Raw genomic sequence first — 25,061 nt, 5'->3', positions numbered from 1 at the left:
CGGGCATGCAGGGACCGTGGATGCCGCGTCATGATGCAATGCCGTCCGGTTCACGGACTGCTGCCATGTCGCGCAGCAGGCTGGTCACCCTTGAACGGTGCTGGAGCGGCCCAATGGCGGTGCGTCCGCTGCGCGCGATCTACCAGGTCGACCCCTACCTCTTCCGCGACAGCAATGGGCGCGGCTGGGGCACTCTGGATGGCATCACCGAAAAGCTGGACTACCTGCAATGGCTCGGCATCAGCCACCTGTGGCTGCTGCCGTTCTACTGCAACGCCGGCCGTGACGGTGGCTACGATGTCACCGATCACTACCGCATCGATCCACGCCTGGGTGACGAGGCGGCGTTCCAGCGCCTGGTCGATGCTGCCGCCGCACGCGGTATCGGCATCATCGTCGAGCTGGTGATGCAGCACACTGCCAGCGCCCACCCGTGGTTCGTCGCCGCGCAGCGGGGCGACCCAGCATGGCGCCGCTGGTACCTGTGGAGCGACCACGTGCCCGACGACGGCCTGCAGCCGATGTTCCCGCCGATCGAGGCCTCTGCCTGGACATGGGACGCCGAGGCCGGCGCGTTCAACCGGCACATGTTCTACCGGCACGAGCCAGACCTTGACCTGGCCCATGCGCCGGTACGCGAGGAACTGCTGCGGGTAATGACGTTCTGGCTGCAGCGCGGCGTGGCCGGCTTCCGCGTGGACGCCGTTCCCTACATGGTCGAGCGCGCCCGCCACGCGGACCAGCGCGACGACGGGCTGTGGCTGCTGGAGGCGATGCGCGCCACGACAGACGCGCAGCAGCCAGGCCTGCCGCTGATCGGCGAAGCGGACGTCCCCGCGTCGCGCTACGGTGACTTTCTCTGCCAGGGCCGGCGGCTTTCGCACCTGCTGGATTTCCACCTCAACAATCATTTCTTCCTGGCCCTGGCGCGCGGCGACGCCAGCGAAGTGGCCCGGGTCATGGCCGAATACGGACCGCAGGCGCCGCCGCACACCCGCATCGCCTGGCTGCGCAACAACGATGAGCTTGACCTGGAGCAGCTGGAGCCGGACGAGCGCGAAGCGGTGTTGGGACGCTTCGCCCCTGAGCGTGGCATGCGCATCTATGGCCGTGGCATCCGCCGCCGGCTGGCACCGATGCTGGAGGGCGACATCGCATGGCAGGCCATGGCCTGGGCGGCGCTGCTGTCGCTGGGCCAGGTGCCGGTGATCCGCTATGGCGAGGAAATCGGCCTCGGTGATTGCCTGGAACTGCCCGAACGCAATGCCGTGCGCATGCCGATGCACTGGCACGGTGGCCCAGGGGCGGGGTTCACCGACCAACCGCGGCATGCCTGGCGCGCGCCACCGGCAGACGGCCCCTACGGTTACCGCACGGTGAACGTCGAGGCGCAACGCGCGACGCCAGGTTCACTGCTGCTGCGGGTGCGCGAGCTGCTGCAGCAGCGCAATGCACATCCCGTGCTGCAGCAGGGTCCTCACACGCTCGACCCGCCCTCACCTACGCTGCTGATGCTCCGCTACGGTGAGGCACCCCATCAAGCACTGGCACTGATCAACTTCGCCGACGAGCCGGTCGAGGTGGACGTGCCCCTGCGCGGTCCGTTGAACACGCTGGTGGGCCACGGCGCCAGGCTGCAGGATCGCCGCTGTTACCTGCAGGGCCATGGCTATACGTGGCTGGCCGCCGAGGGTGCCTGAGTGCGCAGCGCAGGCAGTACGTGCTCGGCGAAATCATCGATGAAGCGTTCCTGCTCGCGGTTCACGTTGTGCAGGTAGATGCGATCGAAGCCCAGTCCCTGCAGCTCCTGCAGCCAGGCCCGATGCTGGCCCAGGTCTGCCGAGACATGCACGTGCTGGCGCAGCACCTCGGCACTGACCGATCGCGCCTGTGCTTCGAACTGTTCGGGCTGGTCCAGCCCTTCGGCCAGTTCCGGCGGCAGCACGTTGGCGCTCCACTGCTCCATCGCACCTTCCAGCGCCGCCTGTTCGGCGCGCGCGTAGGACAGCTTGGCCTGCAGGTACATCGGCTTGCCCCTGCCACCGCCGTCCTCGAACGCCGCCACCACACGCCGCAACTGCGCCAGTGGCTGGCTGATGGTGATCAGGCCATCGGCCCAGCCCCCCATCCAGCGTGCGGTTTCCTCGGTGACGGCCGCCCCCAGCAGCGGCAGGGGAAGCGCCGGGCGACTGTAGAGCCGTGCCTGGCGCACCCGGAAGCCACCGTCGTGGTCGACCTGCTCGCCGCCCCACAGCCGCCGCATCACCTCGGCCGCATCGCGCAGTGCCTTCTGCCGCTCGCGCTTGGCTGGCCACGGCTGGCCGGGGATGCGCTCGTTCAGGGCCTCGCCGGTACCCAGCGCCAGCCAGATCCGGCCCGGCGCCAACTGCTCCAGCGTCGCCGCTGCCTGTGCCACCAATGCCGGGTGCTGGCGCAGCATCGGGCAGGTCACCATGCCCAGGGTCAATGCGCTCTGCACCGCCAGCGCGCCGGCCCATACCCAGCTGTGGCCGGACTGCCCTTGCGCGGTCGTCCATGGGTGGAAGTGGTCCGAGCACATCAAAGCCTCGAATCCCGCCTGTTCGGCGCGCAGTGCCAGGCCCAGCAAAGTGGCGGGCGGGAACTGCTCATGCGATGCGTGGTAGCCGATGGTCATCACGGATTCCGTGCGGGGACTGGACACGATGGCAACACCCGCCGGGCTAAAACGGCGTCATGGAAACGAACGCTTCCTGCATCGGGCATCGACGCTGGGCTATCGCCGAAGGCTACATTCCAGCCTGGAGCAACGGCCCGTCACCGGAGATGCAGAGTCACGAAACCTGCTGTGTCCTCAATGCCGGCAACGAGGACGCGCATGTCACCCTGACCCTCTACTTCGAAGACCGAGATCCCGTGGGCCCCTACCGGGTCACCGTGCCGGCACGACGCACTTGTCACCTGCGCTTCAATGACCTGCAGGATCCGGCGCCGGTACCGCGCGGCACCGGTTTCGCTACCCTCGTCGAATCCGACCAGCCGATCATCGTGCAGCACACGCGACTGGATTCGCGTCAACCGGCCAACAGCATCATGACCACCATCGCCCATCCGCTGTGAAGTCCTGCGCGCACACATCCACGCCGCAACGACACCGCGCCCTCCGGCCGTTTACCGCCATGGAGGGAGACTGGCCCCGGTTTCCTTCCGGAGAGTGACGATGGCCCTGCCCGACTACCCACGCCCGCCCTTCCCCGCCCAACAGCAATCCTTCCCCGGCAAGACCGCGCAGATGCAGCCCCGGCCGGACCACGGCGAGGACAGCTACCGCGGGCATGGACTGCTGCAGGGCAAGAAGGCACTGATCACTGGCGGTGACAGCGGCATCGGCGCGGCGGTGGCAATCGCGTTCGCGCGCGAAGGCGCCGACGTTGCCATCGCATTCCTCGATGGAGAGCAGGACGACGCCCGCCATGTGCAGCAGCAGATCGAACAGGCCGGGCGCAAGGCCGTGCTGGTGCCCTGTGACATCAGCGACCCGGCGCAGGCGCGCTCGCTGGTCGACCGCGTGGCCAGCGAGCTTGACGGCCTCGACATCCTGGTCAACAACGCGGCCTACCAACGCTACTACGAGCATTTCGACGACATCACCCTGGATGACTGGAAGCGGACGTTCGATACCAACGTGCATGCCGTGTTCAATCTGACCCGGCTGTGCGTGCCACATCTTCGCGGTGGCGGCGCGATCATCAACACGGCGTCGGTCAACTCCAAGCGGCCGACGCCGAACATCCTTCCCTATTCTGCAACCAAGGGTGCCGTCGCCAACCTGACGCTGGGGCTGGCCGGCCTGCTGGCCGAACATCAGATCCGCGTCAATGCCGTGCTACCCGGCCCGATCTGGACGCCGTTCATTCCCGCTGGCATGGCCGCCGAAGAGGTCGAACAGTTCGGCGCGCAGACGCCGTTCGGCCGCCCCGGACAGCCGGCCGAGCTGGCCTCAGCCTATGTGATGCTGGCTTCGGACAGCGCCAGCTATACCTCCGGCGCACTGCTGACCATCTCCGGCGGCGCGGCAACACTGTGACCCCTCATGGCCGGATTGCCCGCCTGGATCCAGGATTGGCTGACCGTGGTTGTGCCGGTGGCCGAGGTGCTGGCCATCCTCGGCGTCGCGTGGGTGATGGTGCGCGCCCTGGCGTGGTTGCTGGTGCAGGCCCGGCAGCGCGGCAGGCTGGCTCCAGAGCTTCATGTGGGCCTGCGCCGCGGCGGTGCATTGCTGCTGTATCTGGCGGCCGCGCTGCTGATACTGGAGCGGCTGGGCGTTTCGCGCTCGGTGCTGTGGACTGCGCTGACCGGGTTCATGGCGGTCGGTGCGGTGGCGTTCTTTGCAGCGTGGAGCGTGTTGTCCAACCTGTTCTGTTCGTTCCTGATCGTCGCCACGCGCCCGTTCCGCATCAATGACACCATCGAAGTGCTGGAAAGCGTGGACAAGCCGGGCCTGTGCGGCCAGGTGGTGGACATCAACCTGATCTACACCACGCTGAGTGATCGTGGCGAAGGCGCGCGCGGTTGCCTGCTGCGCGTGCCCAACTCGTTGTTCTTCCAGCGCATCACCCGGCACTGGGGCGACAGCGGCTATGCGCAGCTGCCAGCAAGCGTGCCGATCAAAGGCAAGGCGCGCTGAGTCGCTGTAGCGCCGAGCCCATGCTCGGCTCGCTGCGCGCGGCGCAGGGCGCAGGGCGCATCGCGCATCGCGGTCTGAACGGAGAGCAGCCGAGCGTGGGTTCGGCTTTACACGTGCCATAGCAGGCGAGCCTACTCCGCCGCCAATGCCTGGATCGGGTCCAGCTGCGCGGCATTGCGGGCCGGGAAGTAGCCGAAACCCAGCCCGATTGCAGACGAACATGCCAGCGCGGCGAGCACCGGCCCTGGCGTGAACAGGAACGGCACGCCCAGTGACAGCAGACTGGACAAGGCTCCCACACCCAACGCGGACAACACGCCCAGCACCCCACCGAACAGGCAGATCAGCACGGCCTCGATCAGGAACTGGCGCAGGATGTCGCCCTGCCGGGCCCCCACTGCCAGCCGCACACCGATCTCGCGCACGCGCTCCTTCACCGACACCAGCATGATGTTCATCACGCCCACGCCTCCGACCACCAGCGCCACCGCCGCAATCGCCGAGACCAGCGCCGCCATGGTCTGGCTGGATTTCATTACCGCCTTGCGGATCTGGTCCGAGTTGTAGATGAAGAAATCGCGGCGCCCATGCAGCCGCTGCAGTTCCGCACCCAGCGAGGCCTCAGCTGCACGGGTTGGCACGTCATCGCGCACGCGTACGGTGATGCTCTCCAGCCGCTGGCTGCCAAGCAGGCGCGAGGCCGCCGAGGTGTAAGGCACGTAGACCGTGGGCGTCGCGCCGCCTGCGAATGCACTGGCACCCACCACACCGATCACGTCCACCGGCATGCCGCCCAGCAGTACCGTGCCGCCGATCGGATTGCCGTTGAACAGTGCCTTGGCCGCCTTCTGGTCGAGCACGGCCACCGCGCGATGCGCATCCACCTCGACATCGGTGAAGAACCGGCCCGCCTTCAGGCGCAGCCCGCGCACGCGGGGTAGATCAGCGCCCACGCCAAGCACCTGTGTGTTGGCGCGCCGGTTGCCCTGCAGAGCGGCCACCGAGCTGCTCAGGTTGGGGCTTACGCTGTCTACGTAACTCAATGCGGCCAGGTGATCGGCATCGTCCACGACCAGCGTTTCGATCTCGGCCGAGCGCGGGTCGCCGAAATCCGCACCCGGGAAGATCTCCAGCGTACTGGCACCCAGTTCGTTGATCTGTGACTCGACCTGCGCCTGTGCGCCCTTGCCCAACGCAACCACGGTCACCACCGCAGCCACGCCGATGATGATGCCCAGCATGGTCAGCAAGGTGCGCAGGCGATGGGCCAGCATCGAACGTACCGCCATCCGTGCCGCTTCCCTGGTCGCATCCAGGCGCGCGCGGCGCTCGGCGCCCGGTTCCGTGCTGCGCTCGGGCGCGACGGCTTTGCGTGCGTCCGCGGGATCACCCGTACCACGGTCGGATACGACCCGGCCGTCCGCGATCTCGATCACGCGTGAAGCGTGCGCGGCAATCGCCGCATCATGGGTCACCAGGATCACGGTATGGCCCTGTGCATGCAGGCGCTTGAGTTCGGTCATCACCTGACTGCCGCTGGCATGATCCAGCGCGCCGGTCGGCTCGTCGGCCAGCACGATGGCGCCGCCGTTCATCAGCGAACGCGCAATGGAAACGCGCTGCTGCTGGCCGCCGGACAGCTGGCTGGGCCGGTTCGTGGTGCGCTCGCCCAGGCCAAGCGTTTCCAGCAGCAGGCGGGCACGCGTGGTGCGCGCATCGGCCTCCACCCCGGCATAGACGGCGGGCAAGGCCACGTTCTCGGTAGCGCTCAGGTTCTCCATCAGGTTGTAGCGCTGGAAGATGAAACCGAAATGTTCGCGACGCAGGTGCGCCAGTTCATCGGGCGACATCTGCTCGGTTGCGGCGCCGTGCACGCGGTAGCTGCCTTCGGTTGGCCGGTCCAGGCAGCCCAGGATGTTCATCAGCGTGGATTTTCCCGAACCGGACGGGCCGATGATGGCGATGAACTCGCCCGCCGCGATGCGCAGCGACACGTCCTTCAACACCACCACCTCGCCCGCGGCCGAGCGGTAGGCGCGCGATACGCCATGCAGTTCCAGCAGCGCGTCGGCCATGCTCACATCCCCAGCAGGCTGGTGGGCTCGGCTTCCGCGCCACTGGGCGCCTGCCCGACCACCACGTTCTCGCCTGCCTTGAGGCCGGACAGGATCTGCACCGCAGTAGCGGTGCGCAGGCCGGTCGTCACCGCGCGCTCGCGGGCACGGCCCTTGGCGTCGATCACCTGTACGGTCGCGCGGTTGCCCGCCTTGTCATCGCTCTCGGACACTGCTGTCAACGGCACCTGCAGCGCGTTGGCGGCGCGCGCCAGCTGGATCGTCACCTTCACCGTCATCGACGGCTTCAGTTTCAGGCCCGGATTGGGTACGTCAAACAACCCGGCGTAATACACCGCCTTCGGCGTCTGCGCCGATCCACCGGTGTTGCCGGTGGCCACGTCGGCAATCGACGATGGCGCAGGTTCAAGCTGCTGCAGATGCGATTCGTAGCGGCGTCCGCCCGGCCCCAGCGTGGAGAACCACAGGGGTTGGCCAGGCGCGATCAGCTCCACGTCGGCCTCCGCGATCTCGGTGCGAACCGTCATCGTGTCCATCTGTGCCAGCATTACGATGGTCGGCGTGGTCTGCATCGAGTTCAGCGTCTGTCCGGCCTTGGTGACGATGGCCACGATGTAGCCATCGGAAGGTGAGACGATGCGGGTGTAGCCCAGGTTGATCCGCGCCGTTTCCACCTGGGTCAGCGCCTGCTCGATCTGGGCCTGCAGCGCTGCGACGTCAGAACGCGCCGCTTCGCGCGCCACCCGCGCGGACTCGAAACCTTCCTGCGAGACCAGCCGAGACGCCACCAGCTGCGACTGGCGCTCATGCACGCGGATGGCCTGGGCGTAGCGCGCCAGGCTGGCGGCATGCTGGGCACGCAGCGCATTGGCAGCCGCTTCGGCGCTGCGCAGGGCGATTCGCTGCGGCTGCGAATCCACTTCGGCAATCAGATCACCAGCGTGCACACGCTGGCCCAGCACCACATGCAGGCGCTTGACCTGGCCCGATACCTGCGCACCCACCGCCACCAGTTCCTTGGGGTTGACCCGGCCAACGGCCTGCACGGTCTTTTCCAGGTCCGCCACCCTTGCCGGGGCCGTGATCAGCGCGGCATCATCACTTTCGGCGAACAGCCACCAGCCGGTGCCGCCTGCAAGAAGCGCAACGATTGCGGCAATGATCCAGGTCCTGCGGTTGTTCATCGGAAGGCTCGCATGCACGCAGCCACCGGATGTGACCGCAGAAGCCGCAGTCTGGGAGGTGGTGGTGGATGTTTCTTGGAGCCACTGTGGAGATTGCATGGAGGCCGCACATCCGTTCAGGCACGGCGTCCGCTCCTGAACGGCACGGATCGCGTCCATGAAATCTCGACACAATCTCGACCAAGTCTCCATCAACGGCCCCTAGCCTTGTCGGCCTCGCCGACTGCGTTCCCGCCGTGTACCTCCCGTTTCCTGACCTGCCTCCCATCGATGTCCGCCGCGCCTACCTCGCCTGGTGCGCGCCTTCGCCGTGGCTGCTTGCACTGGTAATGGCGTCGACCAGCGCCTGGATGCTTGCCAGCGCGAACCCGGCGCCGCCCCTGCTCGCGGGCGCCGGTGCCGCCGCGCTTGTGTGCTTCCGCAGCGAAGGCCCCGCCCATTCGGCGCGCACGGGCACCCTGGCGTCGCTGGTGCTGATCGGCTTCGCGGCCTGGTCCGCCTCCAGCGCTGGCCTGAGTCTCATGCCTGCAGGGATAGCAGCGGTCCTGGTGGCGACGTTGCTTGCCCTGCGCCTGGGGGCCCTGGTCCGCATGGCCCGCCGCTTGCAGGACCGGGTGGACGCAACGGGCATGCAATCACGGTGGAGCAAGCTGCCTGCGGCCGTATCGGCCCTGCTCGCACAGCACCTGCGCGGGACCGCAACGCTGGCGCCCGCCCTGCAGCACACGCTGGTGCTGGCCACCCTCGCCTGGGCCGCCCACGAAGAAGCACAGACCCTGGAACGGCCACGATGACACCGTCGCCAGCACTCCCCATCTCGTACTTGAAACTGCAGCGTTCAATGAAGACCGATGCACGCACGCGCCAGGCGCCCCTGGTGCTGATTGCCGAGGATGAAGGCGAAATTGCTGACATTCTCGGCGCCTACCTGGCCCGCTCCGGGTTGCGCAGCGCCCGCGCCGCCGATGGCGAAGCCGCCCTCGCCAGCCACCGCCAGCTGCGCCCCGACCTGGTGCTGCTGGACGTGCAGATGCCGAAGTTGGATGGCTGGCAGGTCCTGAGTGAGCTGCGCCGGCGCGGCAACACCCCGGTGATCATGCTCACCGCACTGGACCAGGACGTGGACAAGCTCACTGGCCTGCGCGTCGGCGCCGACGACTATGTGGCCAAGCCGTTCAATCCGGCCGAGATCGTCGCCCGCATCCAGGCGGTGCTGCGCCGTAGCGCGAAGCCCATGGCAGAAGAACCCAACGGGCTGATCCGGCAGGGCCCGTTCGAGATCGACCTGCGCAGCCATGAGGTCACCGTGCGCACCGATGACCATGTGCACGCTTTGAATTTCACACTCACCGAGTTCCGTCTGCTGGTGCACATGGCGCGCGCACCGCGCATGGTGCACAGCCGGCTGGATCTTCTCCAGACCTGCCTGCCGGAAGGCGATGCGCAGGAGCGCACCGTGGACAGCCACGTCAGCAAGCTGCGCCGCAAGCTGGAGGACGTCGGCGTCATCGGCATTCCCGCCACCATCCGCGGTGTCGGCTACCGCTTCCTGGACTGAACCGATGAACCCCAAAGGCAAGAGCATCGGGCGCCAGATCACGCTGTCCATCACGGTCGCGTCGCTGTGTTCAACCGTACTGTCGATCAGTGGTTTCTACCTGTTCTATTACCTGATGGAGGTGTTCTATCCACGCTGGTATGACGAGCCGGAAACCATCATGCCGTCAGGCCTGGAATGGCTGTGGATCGGCCTTACCGCCACTGTGGTGGTGGCACTGGCCACGTTGATCGCCTCGCGCCTGACCCGGCGCATCATCACCCCGCTGAACTCGGTGGCCGAAAGCCTGCGTCGCGTCGCCAACGGTGATCTTGAGGCGCGTGCGCGCGGCGGCGACACCTCGATGACCGAGGCCGCCACACTGGTCAGCGACTTCAATTCCATGGCCGAGCGGCTCAGCCGGATGTCCGAGAACCGCGTGTTCTGGAATGCAGCGATCGCACACGAACTGCGCACGCCGATGACCATCCTGCGCGGCCGCCTGCAGGGCATCGCCGAAGGCGTGTTCGAGCCCGGGCCGGAGCAGTTCAACAGCATGCTCACCCAGCTGGAGGGCCTGACCCGCATCATCGAAGACCTGCGCGTGGTCAGCCTTGCCGAAAGCGGTCACTTGGATCTGCGCCTGCAGCGCAGCGATGTCAGCGTGCAGGTAGCGGCGGTGGTCGAAGCGATGTCCGAGGCGTTGACCGAAAGTGGTTTCTCGGTGACCTTGGACGCACGGCCGTCGCTTGCCGACTGCGATCCGGCACGCATCCGCCAGGCGGTGCTGGCGCTACTGGAGAATGCGCGGCGCCATGCGATCCCCTGCCCACTGCGGGTCCGTGTCACGCTGGCCGAAGGCCATTGCACCGTGACCGTTGAGGATGGTGGCCCCGGTGTGCCGGACGACCTTCGCGACAGCATTTTCGAAGCCTTCCAGCGCACCGATGTGTCGCGCTCGCGGCAGAGTGGTGGCTCCGGGCTTGGCCTGGCGGTGGTGCGCGCGATTGCCGTGGCCCATCACGGAACGGCGCAGTGCAGGGCGACCGAACGCGGCGGCAGTGCCTTCGAAATCCGCTGGCCGGTGCACGCGCGTCGTTGAGGACGCAGCATTGCGGAGGACGTTGCTCCGGTAGCGGCCCACCTTGGTGGGCACCACGTGCGTGGCTGAACGCCGCCGGTTTCTCCACGCAATCTCCATCGCCCCTCCATGCCCGCTCCAAAGGGCTGCAGATACTGGGCGCGACGTGGGAGATGGCAGGCATCCGTCCCCTGCCCTGTCTCCGACCCACCCAGGCATCCCATGAAACACCCCCATGATCCAGCGGCCGCCGCCGGCAGCATCGGCCAGCAGAATGCGGCCGCCACCCTGAAGGCCATCCTGCGCACCTACCCCTGGCAGCTCACCGGCACGTTCTCGCTGGTCGCACTGGAGAACGCACTGCTGCTGGCCTATCCGCTGTTCGCCGGCTTCGCGGTAGACGCGATCATCAGCGGCAACATCGGCCATGCCTTCTCCTACGCCGGCGTGGTGCTGCTGTTCTGGTTGGTCGGTGCCGCCCGCCGCGCGGTCGATACCCGGACGTTCACCCGCATCTATGCCGATCTGGCAGTGAGCGTGGTGCAGGCGCAGCGCCGCCTGGGCCAGGCCACCTCCACTTCGGCGGCCCGCGTCGTTCTGGCCCGCGAGTTCGTCGACTTCTTCGAAAAGCACGTGCCGATCATCGCCACCGCACTGGTATCCATGTTTGGCGCTGCGGTCATGCTGCTCGCAATTGAACCGCTGGTCGGGGGTGCCGCCCTCCTCGCGCTGTTCGGTGCTCTCCTGCTGCTGCCGTCGTTCGCGCGTCGCAACGAGCAGTTGCATGGGCGCCTCAACAACCGCCTGGAACAGGAAATCCGACTGGTGGACCGGGTCAGTCCCTCGGTGCTGCGCCGTCACTACACCACGCTGTCGCGCCTGCGCATCCTGCTCTCCGATCGCGAAGCCGGCGCCGTGCTGGCCGTCGGCGCGACGGCAGCAGCCCTGTTCGCACTGACCATCGGCCGCCTTGCCATCACCGATGGCGTTACCCCCGGTCACGTCTATGCGGTGATGACCTATCTGTGGACCTTCGCCGGCAGCCTGGACGATGCACCATCGATGGTGGATCAGCTCGCGCGGCTGAAGGACATCGGCCGGCGAGTCAGCCCCGGCATGGACGACGCGGAGCACAACGATGCCGCTTGACCGGTAGATGCCCACCTTGGTGGGCACCGATGGAAGCCAGCGCCAACCAAGGTTGGCGGCTACCGGGATCGATAGATACCCATGCGCCGCTTAGCGCTACAGGAACTCCGCCATGCGCTGCAGGTCGTCGTCCAGCGCGCCACGAAATACCTTGTCGCGGGCCAGCGACCTGCCGGCATAGCCCACGCTCGACACCAACTCACCGTCGCGCATGCTCAGGTTGGCCCAGCCCACCACCTGGTCATGGCACAACACCGGCAGTGCGTAGTAGCCGTACTGGCGTTTCGGTGCAGGCGTGTAGGCCTCGAACTTGTACACCCATCCCCACAGCAGTTCGAAGCGGCGGCGGTCCCACACCACCGGATCGAACGGCGCGAGCAGGCGCACCTGTTCGTCCGGTGAATGGCGGCGCGAACGCGGATTCTCGTCCGCCGGCCAGTACCAGGTGGTGCCCTCCAACGTGCAACTGGCCAGCTGCTGCTTGGCCAACGCCAATGCCTTGCGGGTCTGCTCGGCCAGATGTGGGGCGCCATAGCCCAGCAGGCGCACCAGATAGGTCAGGCTGGCCGAAGGCAGCGGTGCGTACTTGCGCACAACCAGATCGATCAGGGCGGCAGCACGTTCGACCTGCGCCTGTTCGCTGGAATCGGGCTCGGCATGATCGGCCACCGCGTAGATGCGCGTACCGCTCTCGCGCCGCTGCACGCGCAGCAGGCCACGGTAGTGCATGCCATCCAGCAGGTGCGTGCTGGCGTTGCTGGTGCCGCCCCAGTAGTTGGTCACCCGCCCATGCGCGAACGCCTGGTCGACCTCGCGCGGGTGCACGCTGCCACGCTCGCGCACAAAGGCCAGCACGTCGGCCGCGCGGCGATGGGTTTCGGCATCCCACTCGCGTTTGGAGACACGCGGGTGCATCAGTGCCAGATGCTCGCGCGGCAGGAAGCCGTAATTCACCAGGCAATCCTCTTCCACCGGCAGACGCGTGTAGCGGCGCTCCAGGTCACCGGCGCGGTAGTCCTTCACCCGGTGGCGCAGGGTCAGGTCCTGTGCGCGTGCCGGTGCCCGGATCGGGTCGGCCTGCACGAAGCCCAGCCGCCGTATCGCGGTCAGCAGCGTGGTCGGCTTGAACAGGGTGCGCGCCACCGCGTAGCGGCGAAGGTCATCGAGAGTAGGCGCGGCAGGCATGGCCGCATTGTAGATCCACGCCATGCGTAGGTGGGGCCGTGGCGAACCGTGCAACGGCATCCACGCATGGCATGGATCTACCGAAGCCGCGATACCTCCAGCGAACCGATCACCAGCGCCCGCATGCCCTGCTTGAACTCGGTGATCACCTGCCCCTCCTCGTCGTCCGCAATCGCGTAGATCGTGTCGGCGCCGGCGATGCAGTAGAACGCGATCGTGGCCAGCAGCCAGCGCGCCTTGTCCACCGGCAGTCCGAACACCTCAGCTACGTGCGCCTGGTGCGAGGCGATCTTTTCCAGCATCGGCGCGGTCGCCACCGTGCGCCGCAGCAGGTAGGGTGGTAGCCCGGGATGCGCCTTCACCACTTCGCACAGCGACTCCACGAACCCCATCAGGTAGGCCTCCAGCCCACCCGGTGCGTCAATCGACGCGCGCGGAATCTGCCAGCGCTGGAACACCGCCTCCGCCACCAGGCGCTTCAACGCCTCCAGGTTGGCCACGCGCTTGTACAGCGCCGCCTGGGTCACCGCCAGTTCGGCGGCCACGTTGGCCATGGTCAGGTTGGGCAGGCCCAGGCGGATGCCGATGTCGGCCAGACGCTCCGGGGTGATGGTTGGCGGGCGGCCACGGGTCGGCGCCGTTGGATCGGGGTGCGTGCTCATGCGGTGCCTGCTCTGACGGTGCGCGTCCATACCCTGCTGAGGGTGCCAGTAAAGGGACCCTCTTGTCCGCTTCAATTGATTTAGTTTAACTTACCCAACTAATTCGGAATGCGTCCAGCACGCTGCCCGTAGTCGAGCCCATGGCTCACTTCCCGCCAGGTCCCCACCCAGCCAACAACCCTGCGCTGCGCCCTACCCCCGTGCTTGCCGTCGGCAGCGCGCCAGGCGCGCTCGCGCCTGCGATTCACAGGACTCTGGCATGACCGTTTACAACTTCACTTCTGCACAGCATCGTGCTGCCGCATTCTCAGGCCTGATGCATCCGCCGGGCATGCCCATGCGCTACCGGATGTCCGCCCTCGCTTTGGGGCTGCTGGCCTCGTTCGCCGCGCTGGCCGACGCCGCGCCGTCCACCCTTCCGTCGGTGCAGGTGCAGGAACAACGCCGGGTCACTGCAGACTATGCGGGCGGGCAAGTGGCTGCCGGCAGCCGCGTCGGCCTGCTCGGCGACAAGGATTTCATGGACACGCCGTTCAGTACGGTCAGCTACACCGAGTCCTTCATCCGTGATCGCCAGGCCAAGGACCTGACCGACGTCATCGCCGCCACCGACCCCACGGTGTTCAGCAACGGCGTCACCGGTTCCTGGAGCGAAAACTACGCGATCCGCGGCTTCGCCTCCAACACCAGCGACACCACGTTCAATGGCCTGAGCGGCATGGCGCCGTACTACCGCACCTCGCCGGAAATGTTCGAACGCATCGAGGTGCTGAAGGGACCGTCTGCGCTGCTCAACGGCATGCCGCCGGGCGGCTCGGTCGGTGGCAGCGTCAACCTGGTGCCCAAGCGTGCGGGTGAGCTGCCATTGCTGCGGGTCAGTGCCAACTTCGCCTCCGACGCGCAGTTCGGCACCCATGTGGATATGGGTCGCCGCCTCGGTGCCGACAAGCAGTTCGGCATCCGCTTCAACTTTGCCTACCGTGATGGTAACGGCGCCGTCGGCAAGCAGCGCAAGAAGGTACAGCTCGGTTCGCTGGCACTGGACTGGCGCGGCGAACGTGCGCGGCTGTCGGCCGATCTGTACAGCGCCGACGATCGCGTGGACGGCCCGGCACGTGGCGTCGGCCTGGCACCGGGCGTGGCCATTCCGCGGCCGCCGCGTGGCGATACGCTGATCAACCCGGACTGGGCCTACGTGGACAGCCAGGACAAGGGCGCAATGCTGCGCGGCGAACTGGATATCAACGATAGCCTGATGGCCTATCTGGCCTACGGCACCAGCAAGACCGACTACCGCTACAACGGTTCGATCAGCGCGCAGATCCTCAATCCGGCTGGCGACTTCACCACGGTGATCGGCCAGCTCGCCTTCGACATCAAGAAGCAGTCCGGAGATGCCGGCCTGCGCGGTTCCTTCCACACCGGCAGCGTCGGCCACCAGTGGGCCGCCAACGTGACCCACTACCAGCACACCCAGAACGACTACGGCCGGCGCAGCGTACCCGGCTGGGACTGGACCACCAATCTGTACAACCCGGTGTGGGGCCCGGCCGCGCCGTTCGTGGCACCGCACATCTCGCATACCGAGCTGAAGCTGGACAGCATCGGCTTCGCCGACACCCTCGCCTTCGCCAATGACCGCGTGCAGTTGACGCTGGGTGTGCGTCGCCAACAGGTGGTCAGCGAGACCTTCAGCGTCGCTACCGGTGCGCGCACCTCGCGCTACGACAAGAGCGCGACCACCCCTGCGGCTGCACTGCTGGTGAAGGCCACCGACACGGTCTCCCTCTACACCAACTACATTGAAGGCCTCAGCCAGGGCGCCACCGCGCCGATGACCGCCGCCAATGCCGGCGATGTGTTCGCACCGTTCCGCACCAAGCAGAAGGAGCTGGGCCTGAAGCTGGACCTGGGCCGCTTCGCGCACACCTTCAGCGTGTACGAGATCAAGCGACCGAACAGCTACACCGATCCGGTCACGAATATCTTCTCGTTTAGCGGCGAGCAACGTAATCGCGGCGTGGAATGGGGCTTCTTCGGCGCCCCGCTGGACGGCGTGCGCCTGCTCGGTGGCGTGGCCTATGTGCAGCCGAAGCTGACCCGCACGGCCGGCGGCGTGAATGAAGGACGCATAGCCACCGCCGTGGCGCAGCGGCAGGCCAAGCTGGGCATAGAATGGGATGTGCCGACCTTGCAGGGCCTGACCCTGACCGGCAGTGCCACGGCGATGTCGAAGCAGTACATCAGTGCCGACAACAACCTGTCCGTGCCGGGGCGGACGTTGTTCGACGTGGGGGCGCGCTACAGCACCACCGTGGCGGGTCGACCGCTTGCGCTGCGGGCCAGCGTGAACAACGTGACCAACAAGGCGTACTGGGGCATGCCGTTGCTTTCAAGCCTGGCGCTGGGTGCACCGAGGACGGTGTTGCTCTCTGCGACGATGGATTTCTGAGCCGGGCGACAAACTGTCAACGGGATCCACGCATGGCGTGGATCTGCCGGAAACTGTAGAGCCAGGCCATGCCTGGCTGGTTCCATGGTGATCCGCCAAACGCATCCACGCCTGGCGTGGATCTACCGACACAAGGCACGACCACGCACGCACTGATCACGAAAGCACGCGCGCCACCATCGCCAGCACCGCCAGATGCCCCACGTAGTACCCATAGAACACCCAGCGCCAGCGCGGCAGTCGCCACGGCACCCGCGTCGCCAGCACGACCACCGGAACAGCCAGCAGTGCCCAGCCGTTGTGGTTGACCCCGCACACCGCTGCAAGCCCAACCAGCAACAGCCACCACGCCCGATGCCGGAACGCGATCCAGGCCAGCAGCACGGCGCCCACGCCGGCCCACTGGTAGTCCACGAACATCGGCAGCACGCCGGCAGCCAGCAACAGCAGCACAGGCCGATTGTTCGCAACCGCATGCACGGCCACCACTGCCAAGGTGAAGGTGAGCAGGATGTTGAGCGGCAGCCAGGAACCGAACGCCAGTGCGTGCAATGGCTGCGCAATCAGCCCCCATAGCGCCAGCCGGCGGATCGATTTGCGCAGGTCGGCGCCCGGCTGGGCCAAGTTGCAGGCCATCACCAGCGCGAACAGCGGGAAGGCGATACGCCCCAGTTCGCTGACCACCGGCACGTAGCCCCCGAAGACCACCTTGGCCACGTGGTCGCCGGTCATGGCCAGCAGCGCGATCCACTTCAACAGCTCGCGCGCGCCGCTGCCGAGGCTGAGGTTGAACGTGGACGTCCCGGTCGTGGTCGCTTGCATCGCGGAAGCTTATGCGCATCGGCCAGCGCATTTCCAGCGCCGCGCAGGAGCCCGCCACTGCAAGCCGTAGATGGCGGCGCTATGCTGGCCGCCCCTGCTTGTGAGACACCTGCCATGCGCACCCTGTACCCGGCCATCGAGCCCTACCGCGAATTCACCCTGCCGGTGAGCGATCTGCACACGCTGCATATCGAAGAGTGCGGCACGCCGGAGGGCATTCCGGTGGTGTACCTGCACGGTGGCCCGGGCGCCGGTATCTCGCCGACCCATCGCCGCTTCTTCGACCCGGCGCGCTACCGCATCGTGTTGATCGACCAGCGCGGCAGCGGCCGTTCTACGCCGTTCGGCGAGCTGCGCGACAACACCACGCAGGACCTGGTAGCCGATATCGAGAAGGTGCGTGAGCACCTGGGCATCGAGCGCTGGCTGGTCTACGGCGGCTCCTGGGGTTCGACGCTGTCGCTGGCCTATGCGCAGGCACATCCCGGGCGCGCCACCGGCTTGATCGTGCGTGGCGTGTTCCTCGGCCGCGAAATGGAGAACCGCTGGTTCGCCGAGGCCGATGGGGGTGCGCGCTGGATCTTCCCGGAGCGCTGGGACCGCTATGAGGCCTACATTCCGGATGCCGAGCGCGGCGACATGATCGCGGCCTACTGGAGCCGCATGGACGGCCCGGATGAAGCGACCCGCATCGAAGCCGCGCAGGCTTGGCTGGGCTGGGAAGACAACGCCGCCACCCTGCAGCACGACGTGGATGCGCAATCCACCGACGACCCGCTGGACACATTGGCAAAGGCCCGCATTGAAGCGCACTACTTCCGCAACGGCATCTTCCTGGAGCCCGACCAGCTGCTGCGCAACATCGATCGCATCCGCCACCTGCCCTGCGTGATCGTACAGGGGCGCTACGACATCATCTGCCCGCCGCGCAGCGCCTGGGATCTGGCCAAGGCGTGGCCGGAAGCCCGGCTGGAGATGGTGACCTCCGGCCACAGCGCGAACGAGCCGGCCACGGTGGATGCGCTGGTGCGGGCGACGGATGCCTTTGCCGACCGTTTCTGAGCAGATGGTAGTGCCGGCCGCTGGTCGGCATCCCACCGTTCGAGGGTTGCGTCGACTCCGCGCAATCGCTGCTGCGCGGCCCGGTGAATGGCGGCCCACCGGCAACGGTCCACGGCCCCATTCTTCGCAGCCCGCTTACAGCCCCGCGCAGAAGATCCGGCGGTGACCACCGCACCGGTGGTTCGCCCTTTCCTCAGGAGCACACCATGACCGGTTATCGCTGCCTTCCCATCGCTCTCTCGCTATGTGGGGGCCTGCTGCTGGGCGCCTGTTCCAATCCCCAGGAGGCCAGCAAGGCCACCGCCGCCGAGGACGTGACAGAAGTAAGGCTCATCCCTGCCTACGAATCGCTGGACAAGGACAAGGACGGCATCGTCACGCTGGCCGAGGTGGATGCCGTGGCACCGGACTGGGCCGAACGATTGCACGCCTGCGACACCGACCGCAACAAGACGCTGAGCCGCGGCGAGTACGACGTGTGCAAGCAGACCAGCGCTTCGCATTGATCCATCATTGAGCCCTCGACTGGCGCTGCGCATGCCGGCTATACCAAGGTATAGCCGAGCTAACCCACGGGCCTCTAGGCCTGCCCCATTCAGGGGCGGACAATAGCGCCACTGGCCAGGGCAACCCTGGCTGGCACCCTCCCCTCATGGAGACGCAGATGGACCCCGACCCTGCTGGGCGCACCGCGCCCCGGATGACCGCTTGTTGCCTGTTCCTGGCGCCTGCCCGCCGGTCCCTGCCTGCCTGAGTGACGGGGGACCGCCAGGCGCCGCCTGCCTGGAGATCGCCCCATGTCCTACAAGATCCTCTACATCACCCTGCGCCGCCTGATTGGCGAGCGCGATGTTGCCGCGCTGCGCAGCCAGCTGCTGCAGCACGGCCCCGTGATGTTTGCCCGTTCGCTGTCGCTCGGTTCGCCGCGCGTGGTGGCCGATGCGCTGTCGCTGCTGCCGATCAGCGAGCGCATCACCGTGCTGCGGCATCTGCCCTATCCCCTGCGCGATGCAATGAAGCCGCTGTGCATCGGCGGCAGCCAGCGCCTGCACATGCAGCCGTGGTCGCCGGCGGTGCTGACGATGCGCCACGCCTGATCTGTTCCATCCGTTCCGTTCGTGTTCCGGCCGCGGCCGGCTCTGACATTCGAGGAGAGTCCCATGAGCCTGCTCAACGCTTGGTTCAATGCCTTCCTGCGCAGCCGTCGCGCGGGCAACCTGTTCCGCCGCCGCGCGATGCCCGAAGCCGGCTTCGGCCCGGGCAGCGCCGAGGCCGCGCCGTTCGCGCTCACCACCGGCCTGGTCACCCTCGCCCAGCAGGACGAAGCCGAGTTGCTGGCCACGCTGGAATCGCATGCCGATGGCCTCAGCCCGCATGAGGCCGAGGAGCGACTGGCCACGCTAGGCCCCAACGAGGTGGATCACGAAAAGCCGCTGCCGTGGTGGCGCCATCTGTGGCAGTGCTACCGCAATCCGTTCAACCTGCTGCTGACCGTGCTGGCGGCGGTGTCCTGGCTGACCGAGGACATCAAGGCGACGATCGTGATTGGCGCGATGGTGCTGTTGTCGACGCTGATCCGCTTCGTGCAGGAAGGTCGCTCGAACCGCGCCGCCGAGCGACTGAAGGCATTGGTCGGCAATACCGCACGCGTGCTGCGCCGCAATCCCGGTACCGAGGCCGCCGATGTGGCCGACCAGTACTTCGGTGCGCACCTGCACAGCCGGCGCCCGGCGCGCCTGCTGGACCTGCCGATCCGCGAGCTGGTGCCCGGCGACCACATCGTGCTGTCGGCCGGCGACATGATTCCGGCCGACTGCCGCGTGCTGACTGCCAAGGACCTGTTCGTGGCACAGGCCGCGATGACCGGCGAGTCGCTGCCGGTGGAGAAGTTCGCGCACCCGGGCGACGGCCTGGCTGGCCTGCTGGAACAGCACAACCTGCTGTTCATGGGCACCAATGTGGTGTCCGGCACTGCCACCGCCGTTGTGCTGGCCACCGGCAACCGCACCTACTTCGGCACGCTGGCCCAGCGCAGCACCGCCACTGACCGCGCGCCGACCGCATTCCACGCCGGCGTCAACAGTGTCAGCTGGCTGCTGATCCGCTTCGCGCTGGTGATGGTGCCGTTCGTGCTGCTGATCAACGGCTGGACCAAGGGCGACTGGACCGAGGCGTTCCTGTTCGCACTGTCGGTGGCAGTGGGCCTGACGCCGGAAATGCTGCCGATGATCGTCACCTCCACCCTGGCCAAGGGTGCGGTGCTGCTGTCGCGGCGCAAGGTGATCGTCAAGCGCCTGGATGCAATCCAGAACTTCGGCGCGATGGAAGTCCTGTGCACCGACAAGACCGGCACCCTCACCCAGGACAGGATCGCGCTGGAGCGCCACACTGATGTGTTCGGTCACGATTCGGAAGATGTGCTGAAGTTCGCTTACCTCAACAGCCACTTCCAGACCGGGCTGATCAACCTGCTGGACCGCGCGGTGCTGGAACACGTGGAGCTGCAGAGTTCACTGCGGCTGTCGCAGGACTACCACAAGGTGGATGAGATCCCGTTCGACTTCGAGCGCCGCCGCATGTCGGTGGTGGTCTCCGAGCGCGAGGACCATCATGAGCTGATCTGCAAGGGGGCAGTGGAAGAAATGCTGGCGGTGTGCAGTACCGTTCGCGAGAACGGCCAGGACATGCAACTGGACGAGCACCGCCTGGCCCGCGTGCGGCAGACCACCGAGGAACTGAACGAGCAGGGCCTGCGCGTGGTGGCGGTGGCGATGAAGGAGACCGCTGCCAGCCAGACCACCTATTCGCAGGCCGACGAATGCGGCCTGACCCTGGTTGGCTACGTGGCCTTCCTGGACCCGCCGAAGGAGTCGGCTGCGCAGGCGCTGCAGGCGCTGGCCGCACACGGTGTCGAGGTCAAGGTCTTCACTGGCGACAACGAACTGGTGACCGCCCGTGTCTGCGCACAGGTAGGGCTGGACGCCGACACCATCCTGACCGGCCCGCAGATCGAGCGCATGGACGACGGCGCGCTGTCGCGGGCGCTGCACCACCATCGCGTGTTTGCCCGGCTGACGCCGCTGCACAAGGAGCGACTGGTGCGCGAGCTGCGCGCACAGGGCAAGGTGGTCGGCTTCCTCGGCGACGGCATCAACGATGCACCGGCGCTGCGCGCGGCCGACATCGGCATCAGCGTGGACAGTGCGGTGGACATCGCCAAGGAGGCGGCCGACATCATCCTGCTGGAAAAGAACCTGATGGTGCTGGAGGAAGGTGTCATCCAGGGCCGGCGCACGTTCAACAACATGCTGAAGTACATCCGCATGACCGCCAGTTCCAACTTCGGCAACGTGTTCTCGGTGCTGGTGGCCTCGGCCTTCCTGCCGTTCCTGCCGATGCTGCCGCTGCAGCTGCTGGTGCAGAACCTGCTGTACGACATCTCGCAGATCGCCATTCCGTTCGACAACGTGGACGAGGAGCTCGTGCGCAAGCCGCTGAAGTGGAACCCGGCGGACATCGGCCGCTTCATGGTGTTCTTCGGGCCGATCAGCTCGATCTTCGACCTGAGTTGCTTCGCGCTGATGTGGTACGTGTTCGATGCACGCACGCCGGCCGATCAGGGCCTGTTCCAGTCCGGCTGGTTCGTGGTCGGACTGCTGACCCAGACCCTGATCGTGCACATGATCCGTACGCCGAAGCTGCCGTTCCTGCAGAGCATCGCCGCGCCGCCACTGCTGCTGATGACCGGCCTGATCATGACCATTGGCGTGGTCCTGCCGATGAGCCCGCTGGCCGGCTACTTCAAGCTGCAGGCGCTTCCGGCCGGCTACTGGCCGTTCCTGGTGGCGATCCTGTTCGGCTATGCGGTGCTGACCACTGCGCTGAAGAAGTTCTACATCCGTCGCTACGGCTGGCAGTAAGCGCCCGCCGCCTTGTCCAGGGAGAATCACAATGGACATCAATCCGAACCTGCCGGCGTTCAACGCCGGCGCAACCCTAAGTTCGTTGATCAGCCTGTCGGTGGCGTTCGTGCTGGGTACGGCCATCGGCCTGGAACGGCAGCTGCGCCAACGCACCGCCGGCCTGCGTACCAATACGCTGGTGGCGGTGGGTGCGGCGGTGTTCGTCGATCTGGCCGTGCGCTTCCATGATCTGTACGGCGGCCCGCCGTCACCGCTGCATGTGGTGGCCTATGTGATCTCCGGCGTCGGCTTCCTCGGCGCCGGCGCGATCATGAAGGACGGCGCGCAGGTGTCCGGCCTGAACACCGCCGCCACCCTGTGGGGATCGGCGGCGGGGGGAGCATGTGCCGGCATCAAGCTGCTACCCGAGGCGGTGTTGGCAGCGGTGTTTGTGCTGGCCGCCAACACCCTGTTGCGGCCGGTGGTGAACCGCATCCAGCGGCAGCCGCTGCCGGAAGCGTTCAGCGAGGCGACCTATGCGATCAACGTGGTCTGCCTGCGCGAGCAGCAGGCCGAGGTGCTGGACCAGCTGTTGCTGCTGCTTGAGCAGGCGCAGTACCCGGTTCGCGCGGTGGACCAGCGCCCGTTCGGTGAGCGCGATGTGGAGATCGAGGCCGTTCTATATGCCACCACCGTGGATGCCGGTGAGCTCGATGCCGTGCTGGCAACGCTGGCGACCACGCCCGGTGTGCTGCAGGGCTTCTGGAACGCCAGCCTTGAGGAGTAGTGCCGGCCGCCGGCCGGCAACCCCATGATCCCCGGACGCACCGTGCATCGCCTCGGCACGCCCACCGCTGCGGTAGTGCCGGCCGCTGGTCGGCAACCTCGTGATCTCCGAAGCACCGTGCAGTTGCCGGCCAGCGGCCGGCACTACCAGGCATCGCTCTGGTTTGTGCCGACCAACGGTCGGCACCCACCGCACGAGAGCACGCCGACCAAGGTCGGCATCCAACGATGATGGCTTTGCTATCCTTTTCCCCCACGCCAGGGAGCTCCCCGATGCCATCGCTGTCGCCCCGCCGCCCGCTGGTGCTGCTGGCCCTGATCGTCGTGATGGCGGCGATCTTCCTGATCGACACCGTCACCGATTATGCGGTTGCCGCGGCCTGCTTCTACGCGGCGGTCATCCTCGCCACAGCGCGCGTACTGAGCGCGCGCGGGCTGATCACCCTGGCCATCGCCTGCATCGCGCTGACCGGGCTGAGCTTCTTCCTGACCCGCTTCGGCACCTACCGCATCGGCCTGGTCAACTCGGTCATCGGCATGCTGGTGATCGGCATCACCACCTACCTCGCGCTGAACATGGAAGCGGCCAAGGCCGCCGTGCAGGAAGCACAGGGCCGCCTGCTGCGGGTAGCGCGCGCCTCCACCGTGGGCGAGCTGACCACCTCCATCGCGCATGAAGTGAACCAGCCGCTGGCGGCCATCGCCAGCAGCGCCGAAGCCTGCCAGCGCTGGCTGGCGCAGGACCCGCCGAACGTGGACAAGGCCCGGCAGACCGTGGCCCGCATCCTGGCCGACGCGCACCGCGCCGGTGACGTGATCGCCCGCATCCGCGGCCTGACCCAGGGCGCGGCACCGGAACGACGCGCGTTCGACCTGAACCAGGCCGTGGAGGAAATGCTGGCGCTGTCGCGCAGCGAGCTGGACCGGCATGGCGTGGCCGTGGCGCTGCTGCTGGACGCCGAGCTGCCACCGGTGCAGGCCGACCGTGTGCAGGTACAGCAGGTGATCGGCAACCTGATCCTCAATGCGGTGGACGCGATGGAGACCGTGCCCACCGCCGACCGACGCCTGTCCCTGCTGACCCGGCGCAACGGCCAACGGGTCAGCCTCAGCGTACGCGACCGCGGTGTCGGCCTGCCCGCCGAGCATCCCGAGCGCGTGTTCGACGCGTTCTGGACCACCAAGTCACACGGGTTGGGGCTGGGCCTCAGCCTGAGCCGCTCGATGATCGAGGCCAACGACGGCCAGATCCGTGCCGAACGCCCCGCAGGCGGCGGTGCCTGCTTCGTGTTCCACCTGCCCGTTGCCACGGACGCCCACCATGCGTAAGCCCACTGCCGCCACGCCCGATCCGGCACCCATCGTCTATGTGGTCGACGACGATCCGTCGGTGCGCGCCGCACTGGAAGACCTGCTGGCCTCGATGGGCCTGCAGGTGCGGGCCTTCGCCTCCACCCAGACCTTCCTCCAACACGACTTGGAAGACGCGCCAGCGTGCCTGGTGCTGGACGTGCGCATGCCCGGCCAGAGCGGCCTCGAATTCCATCGCACGATGGGCAGCCACGGCCTGCAGCTGCCGGTGGTGTTCATCACTGGCCACGGCGACATCGCGATGGGCGTCAACGCGATCAAGGATGGCGCCATCGAATTCCTGACCAAGCCCTTCCGTGACCAGGAGCTGCTCGATGCCATCCACAAGGGCATCGAGATCGACCGCCAGCGCCGCCGCGACGGCGAGGCACTCGGCGCGCTGCAACTGCGCTGGGACACCCTCAACGCCGGCGAGCGCGAGGTGGTTGACGGCGTGGTACGCGGCCGCCTCAACAAGCAGATTGCCAGCGACCTCGGGGTCAGCGAGATCACGGTGAAGGTGCGCCGCGCGCAGGTGATGCGCAAGATGGGCGCGCGCACCCTGGTTGACCTGGTACGCATGTACGACCGCCTGCAGGCGGGGACGCCATGAACGCCTACGTCGCCTTGCTGCGCGCGGTCAACGTCGGCGGCACCGGCAAGCTGCCGATGCGCGAACTGGTGGCGATTCGCTCGACGAGGCGGGCGTGCGCCAGGCCCTCGGCGAGCGGCTCAAGGTCTATGCCGGCAAGCCGGTGGGCGTGCTGGTGCGCTCGGCCAACGAGATCGCCGGCGTGGTGGCGCGCAATCCATTTCCGCAGGCGGCCGGCAACCGTGTGGTCGCCCTGTTCCTCGACGGCAGCCCGCCCGCCGATCCGCTCGACGGCGTGACCGGCCTGCGCGACGAACAGCTCGCACTCGGCACGCGCGAGATCTTCATCCATTACGGAGACGGCATGGCCGACTCGCGCCTGCGGATGCCCTATGCCCAGCAAGGCACTGCCCGCAACATGAACACGGTGGGCAAGCTTGCAGCGATGGCCGCCGCGCTGGCCTAGCCTGCCAGCATTTCTTGTGCGGCGGTGCTGAAGTCGAGTGTCAATCGACTGCTCAGCGCTTGCGCTCGATGGCGGCTGGAGCGCTTTGCT

Annotated in this window: 22 protein-coding genes and 1 pseudogene; 17 read left to right on the top strand and 6 right to left on the bottom strand. The window is 67.1% G+C overall.

The window, feature by feature from the left end:
- Positions 1 to 65 precede the first annotated feature (65 nt).
- Positions 66 to 1,700: an alpha-amylase family glycosyl hydrolase gene (locus tag BN1263_RS17165; protein WP_260832990.1), complete on the top strand. Its 1,635-nt coding sequence runs from the start codon at positions 66 to 68 to the stop codon at positions 1,698 to 1,700.
- On the opposite strand, the gene BN1263_RS17160 is transcribed toward BN1263_RS17165, so the two are convergent.
- Positions 1,670 to 2,656 (bottom strand): TIGR03885 family FMN-dependent LLM class oxidoreductase, encoded by a 987-nt coding sequence (locus BN1263_RS17160; protein ID WP_058982858.1) that lies wholly within the window; start codon positions 2,654 to 2,656, stop codon positions 1,670 to 1,672. The genes BN1263_RS17165 and BN1263_RS17160 overlap by 31 nt on opposite strands.
- A 59-nt stretch (positions 2,657 to 2,715) precedes the next feature.
- Between BN1263_RS17160 and BN1263_RS17155 the strand changes: the two genes are divergently transcribed.
- From BN1263_RS17155 to BN1263_RS17145, 3 genes are all read left to right on the top strand, one after another.
- Positions 2,716 to 3,099 (top strand): sensory rhodopsin transducer, encoded by a 384-nt coding sequence (locus tag BN1263_RS17155; protein WP_058982857.1) that lies wholly within the window; start codon positions 2,716 to 2,718, stop codon positions 3,097 to 3,099.
- A gap of 100 nt (positions 3,100 to 3,199) precedes the next feature.
- Entirely contained in the window at positions 3,200 to 4,066 is an 867-nt protein-coding gene (locus BN1263_RS17150) for a glucose 1-dehydrogenase (protein ID WP_019659796.1), read from the top strand.
- A 6-nt stretch (positions 4,067 to 4,072) separates the two neighbouring features.
- Positions 4,073 to 4,666 carry a mechanosensitive ion channel domain-containing protein gene (locus BN1263_RS17145; RefSeq protein ID WP_058982855.1) on the top strand — a complete coding sequence of 198 codons (594 nt, stop codon included), beginning with the start codon at positions 4,073 to 4,075 and terminating at the stop codon, positions 4,664 to 4,666.
- A gap of 131 nt (positions 4,667 to 4,797) precedes the next feature.
- Here BN1263_RS17145 and BN1263_RS17140 read toward each other — a convergent pair whose 3' ends face one another.
- Both BN1263_RS17140 and BN1263_RS17135 read right to left on the bottom strand, forming a co-directional pair.
- On the bottom strand, positions 4,798 to 6,741 hold the full coding sequence (locus BN1263_RS17140; RefSeq protein ID WP_058982853.1) for a MacB family efflux pump subunit: 1,944 nt from the start codon (positions 6,739 to 6,741) through the stop codon (positions 4,798 to 4,800).
- Positions 6,742 to 6,743: 2 nt separating this feature from the next.
- Positions 6,744 to 7,925 (bottom strand): efflux RND transporter periplasmic adaptor subunit, encoded by a 1,182-nt coding sequence (locus tag BN1263_RS17135; protein WP_058982851.1) that lies wholly within the window; start codon positions 7,923 to 7,925, stop codon positions 6,744 to 6,746.
- Positions 7,926 to 8,254: 329 nt separating this feature from the next.
- Here BN1263_RS17135 and BN1263_RS17130 point away from each other — a divergent pair, with 329 nt between their 5' ends.
- From BN1263_RS17130 to BN1263_RS17115, 4 genes are all read left to right on the top strand, one after another.
- Positions 8,255 to 8,719 (top strand): hypothetical protein, encoded by a 465-nt coding sequence (locus BN1263_RS17130; protein ID WP_058982848.1) that lies wholly within the window; start codon positions 8,255 to 8,257, stop codon positions 8,717 to 8,719.
- Between the two features lie 47 nt (positions 8,720 to 8,766).
- Complete coding sequence (locus tag BN1263_RS17125) at positions 8,767 to 9,483, top strand: response regulator (protein WP_058982847.1); 717 nt, start codon at positions 8,767 to 8,769, stop codon at positions 9,481 to 9,483.
- A gap of 4 nt (positions 9,484 to 9,487) precedes the next feature.
- Complete coding sequence (locus tag BN1263_RS17120) at positions 9,488 to 10,564, top strand: ATP-binding protein (RefSeq protein WP_058982844.1); 1,077 nt, start codon at positions 9,488 to 9,490, stop codon at positions 10,562 to 10,564.
- 201 nt (positions 10,565 to 10,765) lie between these two features.
- Positions 10,766 to 11,692: an ABC transporter six-transmembrane domain-containing protein gene (locus tag BN1263_RS17115; protein ID WP_058982843.1), complete on the top strand. Its 927-nt coding sequence runs from the start codon at positions 10,766 to 10,768 to the stop codon at positions 11,690 to 11,692.
- 96 nt (positions 11,693 to 11,788) lie between these two features.
- Here BN1263_RS17115 and BN1263_RS17110 read toward each other — a convergent pair whose 3' ends face one another.
- Both BN1263_RS17110 and BN1263_RS17105 read right to left on the bottom strand, forming a co-directional pair.
- Positions 11,789 to 12,901 carry a DNA glycosylase AlkZ-like family protein gene (locus BN1263_RS17110; RefSeq protein ID WP_260832989.1) on the bottom strand — a complete coding sequence of 371 codons (1,113 nt, stop codon included), beginning with the start codon at positions 12,899 to 12,901 and terminating at the stop codon, positions 11,789 to 11,791.
- A 53-nt stretch (positions 12,902 to 12,954) separates the two neighbouring features.
- Positions 12,955 to 13,539 (bottom strand): TetR/AcrR family transcriptional regulator, encoded by a 585-nt coding sequence (locus tag BN1263_RS17105; RefSeq protein WP_058982841.1) that lies wholly within the window; start codon positions 13,537 to 13,539, stop codon positions 12,955 to 12,957.
- Between the two features lie 259 nt (positions 13,540 to 13,798).
- On the opposite strand from BN1263_RS17105, the gene BN1263_RS17100 reads away from it, so the two are divergent.
- A complete protein-coding gene (locus BN1263_RS17100; RefSeq protein WP_058982839.1) occupies positions 13,799 to 15,991 on the top strand; it encodes a TonB-dependent receptor in 2,193 nt (730 codons plus the stop codon).
- A 156-nt stretch (positions 15,992 to 16,147) separates the two neighbouring features.
- On the opposite strand, the gene BN1263_RS17095 is transcribed toward BN1263_RS17100, so the two are convergent.
- Entirely contained in the window at positions 16,148 to 16,813 is a 666-nt protein-coding gene (locus BN1263_RS17095; RefSeq protein WP_058982837.1) for a TraX family protein, read from the bottom strand.
- A gap of 114 nt (positions 16,814 to 16,927) precedes the next feature.
- On the opposite strand from BN1263_RS17095, the gene pip reads away from it, so the two are divergent.
- From pip to BN1263_RS17055, 8 genes and pseudogenes are all read left to right on the top strand, one after another.
- The gene (pip, locus tag BN1263_RS17090; protein WP_058982834.1) at positions 16,928 to 17,875 is read left to right on the top strand and encodes a prolyl aminopeptidase; all 948 of its coding nucleotides are present in this window, start codon (positions 16,928 to 16,930) and stop codon (positions 17,873 to 17,875) included.
- A gap of 206 nt (positions 17,876 to 18,081) precedes the next feature.
- Complete coding sequence (locus BN1263_RS17085; protein WP_021202331.1) at positions 18,082 to 18,381, top strand: EF-hand domain-containing protein; 300 nt, start codon at positions 18,082 to 18,084, stop codon at positions 18,379 to 18,381.
- A 291-nt stretch (positions 18,382 to 18,672) separates the two neighbouring features.
- Positions 18,673 to 18,972 (top strand): hypothetical protein, encoded by a 300-nt coding sequence (locus BN1263_RS17080; RefSeq protein WP_058982832.1) that lies wholly within the window; start codon positions 18,673 to 18,675, stop codon positions 18,970 to 18,972.
- A gap of 63 nt (positions 18,973 to 19,035) precedes the next feature.
- Entirely contained in the window at positions 19,036 to 21,795 is a 2,760-nt protein-coding gene (gene mgtA / locus BN1263_RS17075) for a magnesium-translocating P-type ATPase (RefSeq protein WP_058982830.1), read from the top strand.
- A gap of 31 nt (positions 21,796 to 21,826) precedes the next feature.
- The gene (locus tag BN1263_RS17070) at positions 21,827 to 22,564 is read left to right on the top strand and encodes an MgtC/SapB family protein (protein WP_058982828.1); all 738 of its coding nucleotides are present in this window, start codon (positions 21,827 to 21,829) and stop codon (positions 22,562 to 22,564) included.
- 272 nt (positions 22,565 to 22,836) lie between these two features.
- Complete coding sequence (locus BN1263_RS17065; protein WP_058982826.1) at positions 22,837 to 23,892, top strand: sensor histidine kinase; 1,056 nt, start codon at positions 22,837 to 22,839, stop codon at positions 23,890 to 23,892.
- Entirely contained in the window at positions 23,885 to 24,526 is a 642-nt protein-coding gene (locus tag BN1263_RS17060) for a response regulator transcription factor (RefSeq protein ID WP_058982824.1), read from the top strand. The genes BN1263_RS17065 and BN1263_RS17060 overlap by 8 nt, the downstream gene beginning before the upstream one ends.
- Positions 24,523 to 24,971: pseudogene (locus BN1263_RS17055) on the top strand (DUF1697 domain-containing protein). The gene BN1263_RS17060 and the pseudogene BN1263_RS17055 overlap by 4 nt, the downstream one beginning before the upstream one ends.
- Positions 24,972 to 25,061 lie beyond the last annotated feature (90 nt).

The sequence above is a fragment of the Stenotrophomonas thermophila genome (assembly GCF_001499715.1).
GTDB lineage: Bacteria > Pseudomonadota > Gammaproteobacteria > Xanthomonadales > Xanthomonadaceae > Stenotrophomonas > Stenotrophomonas hibiscicola.
This window is presented reverse-complemented; position numbering and strand designations above follow the sequence as displayed.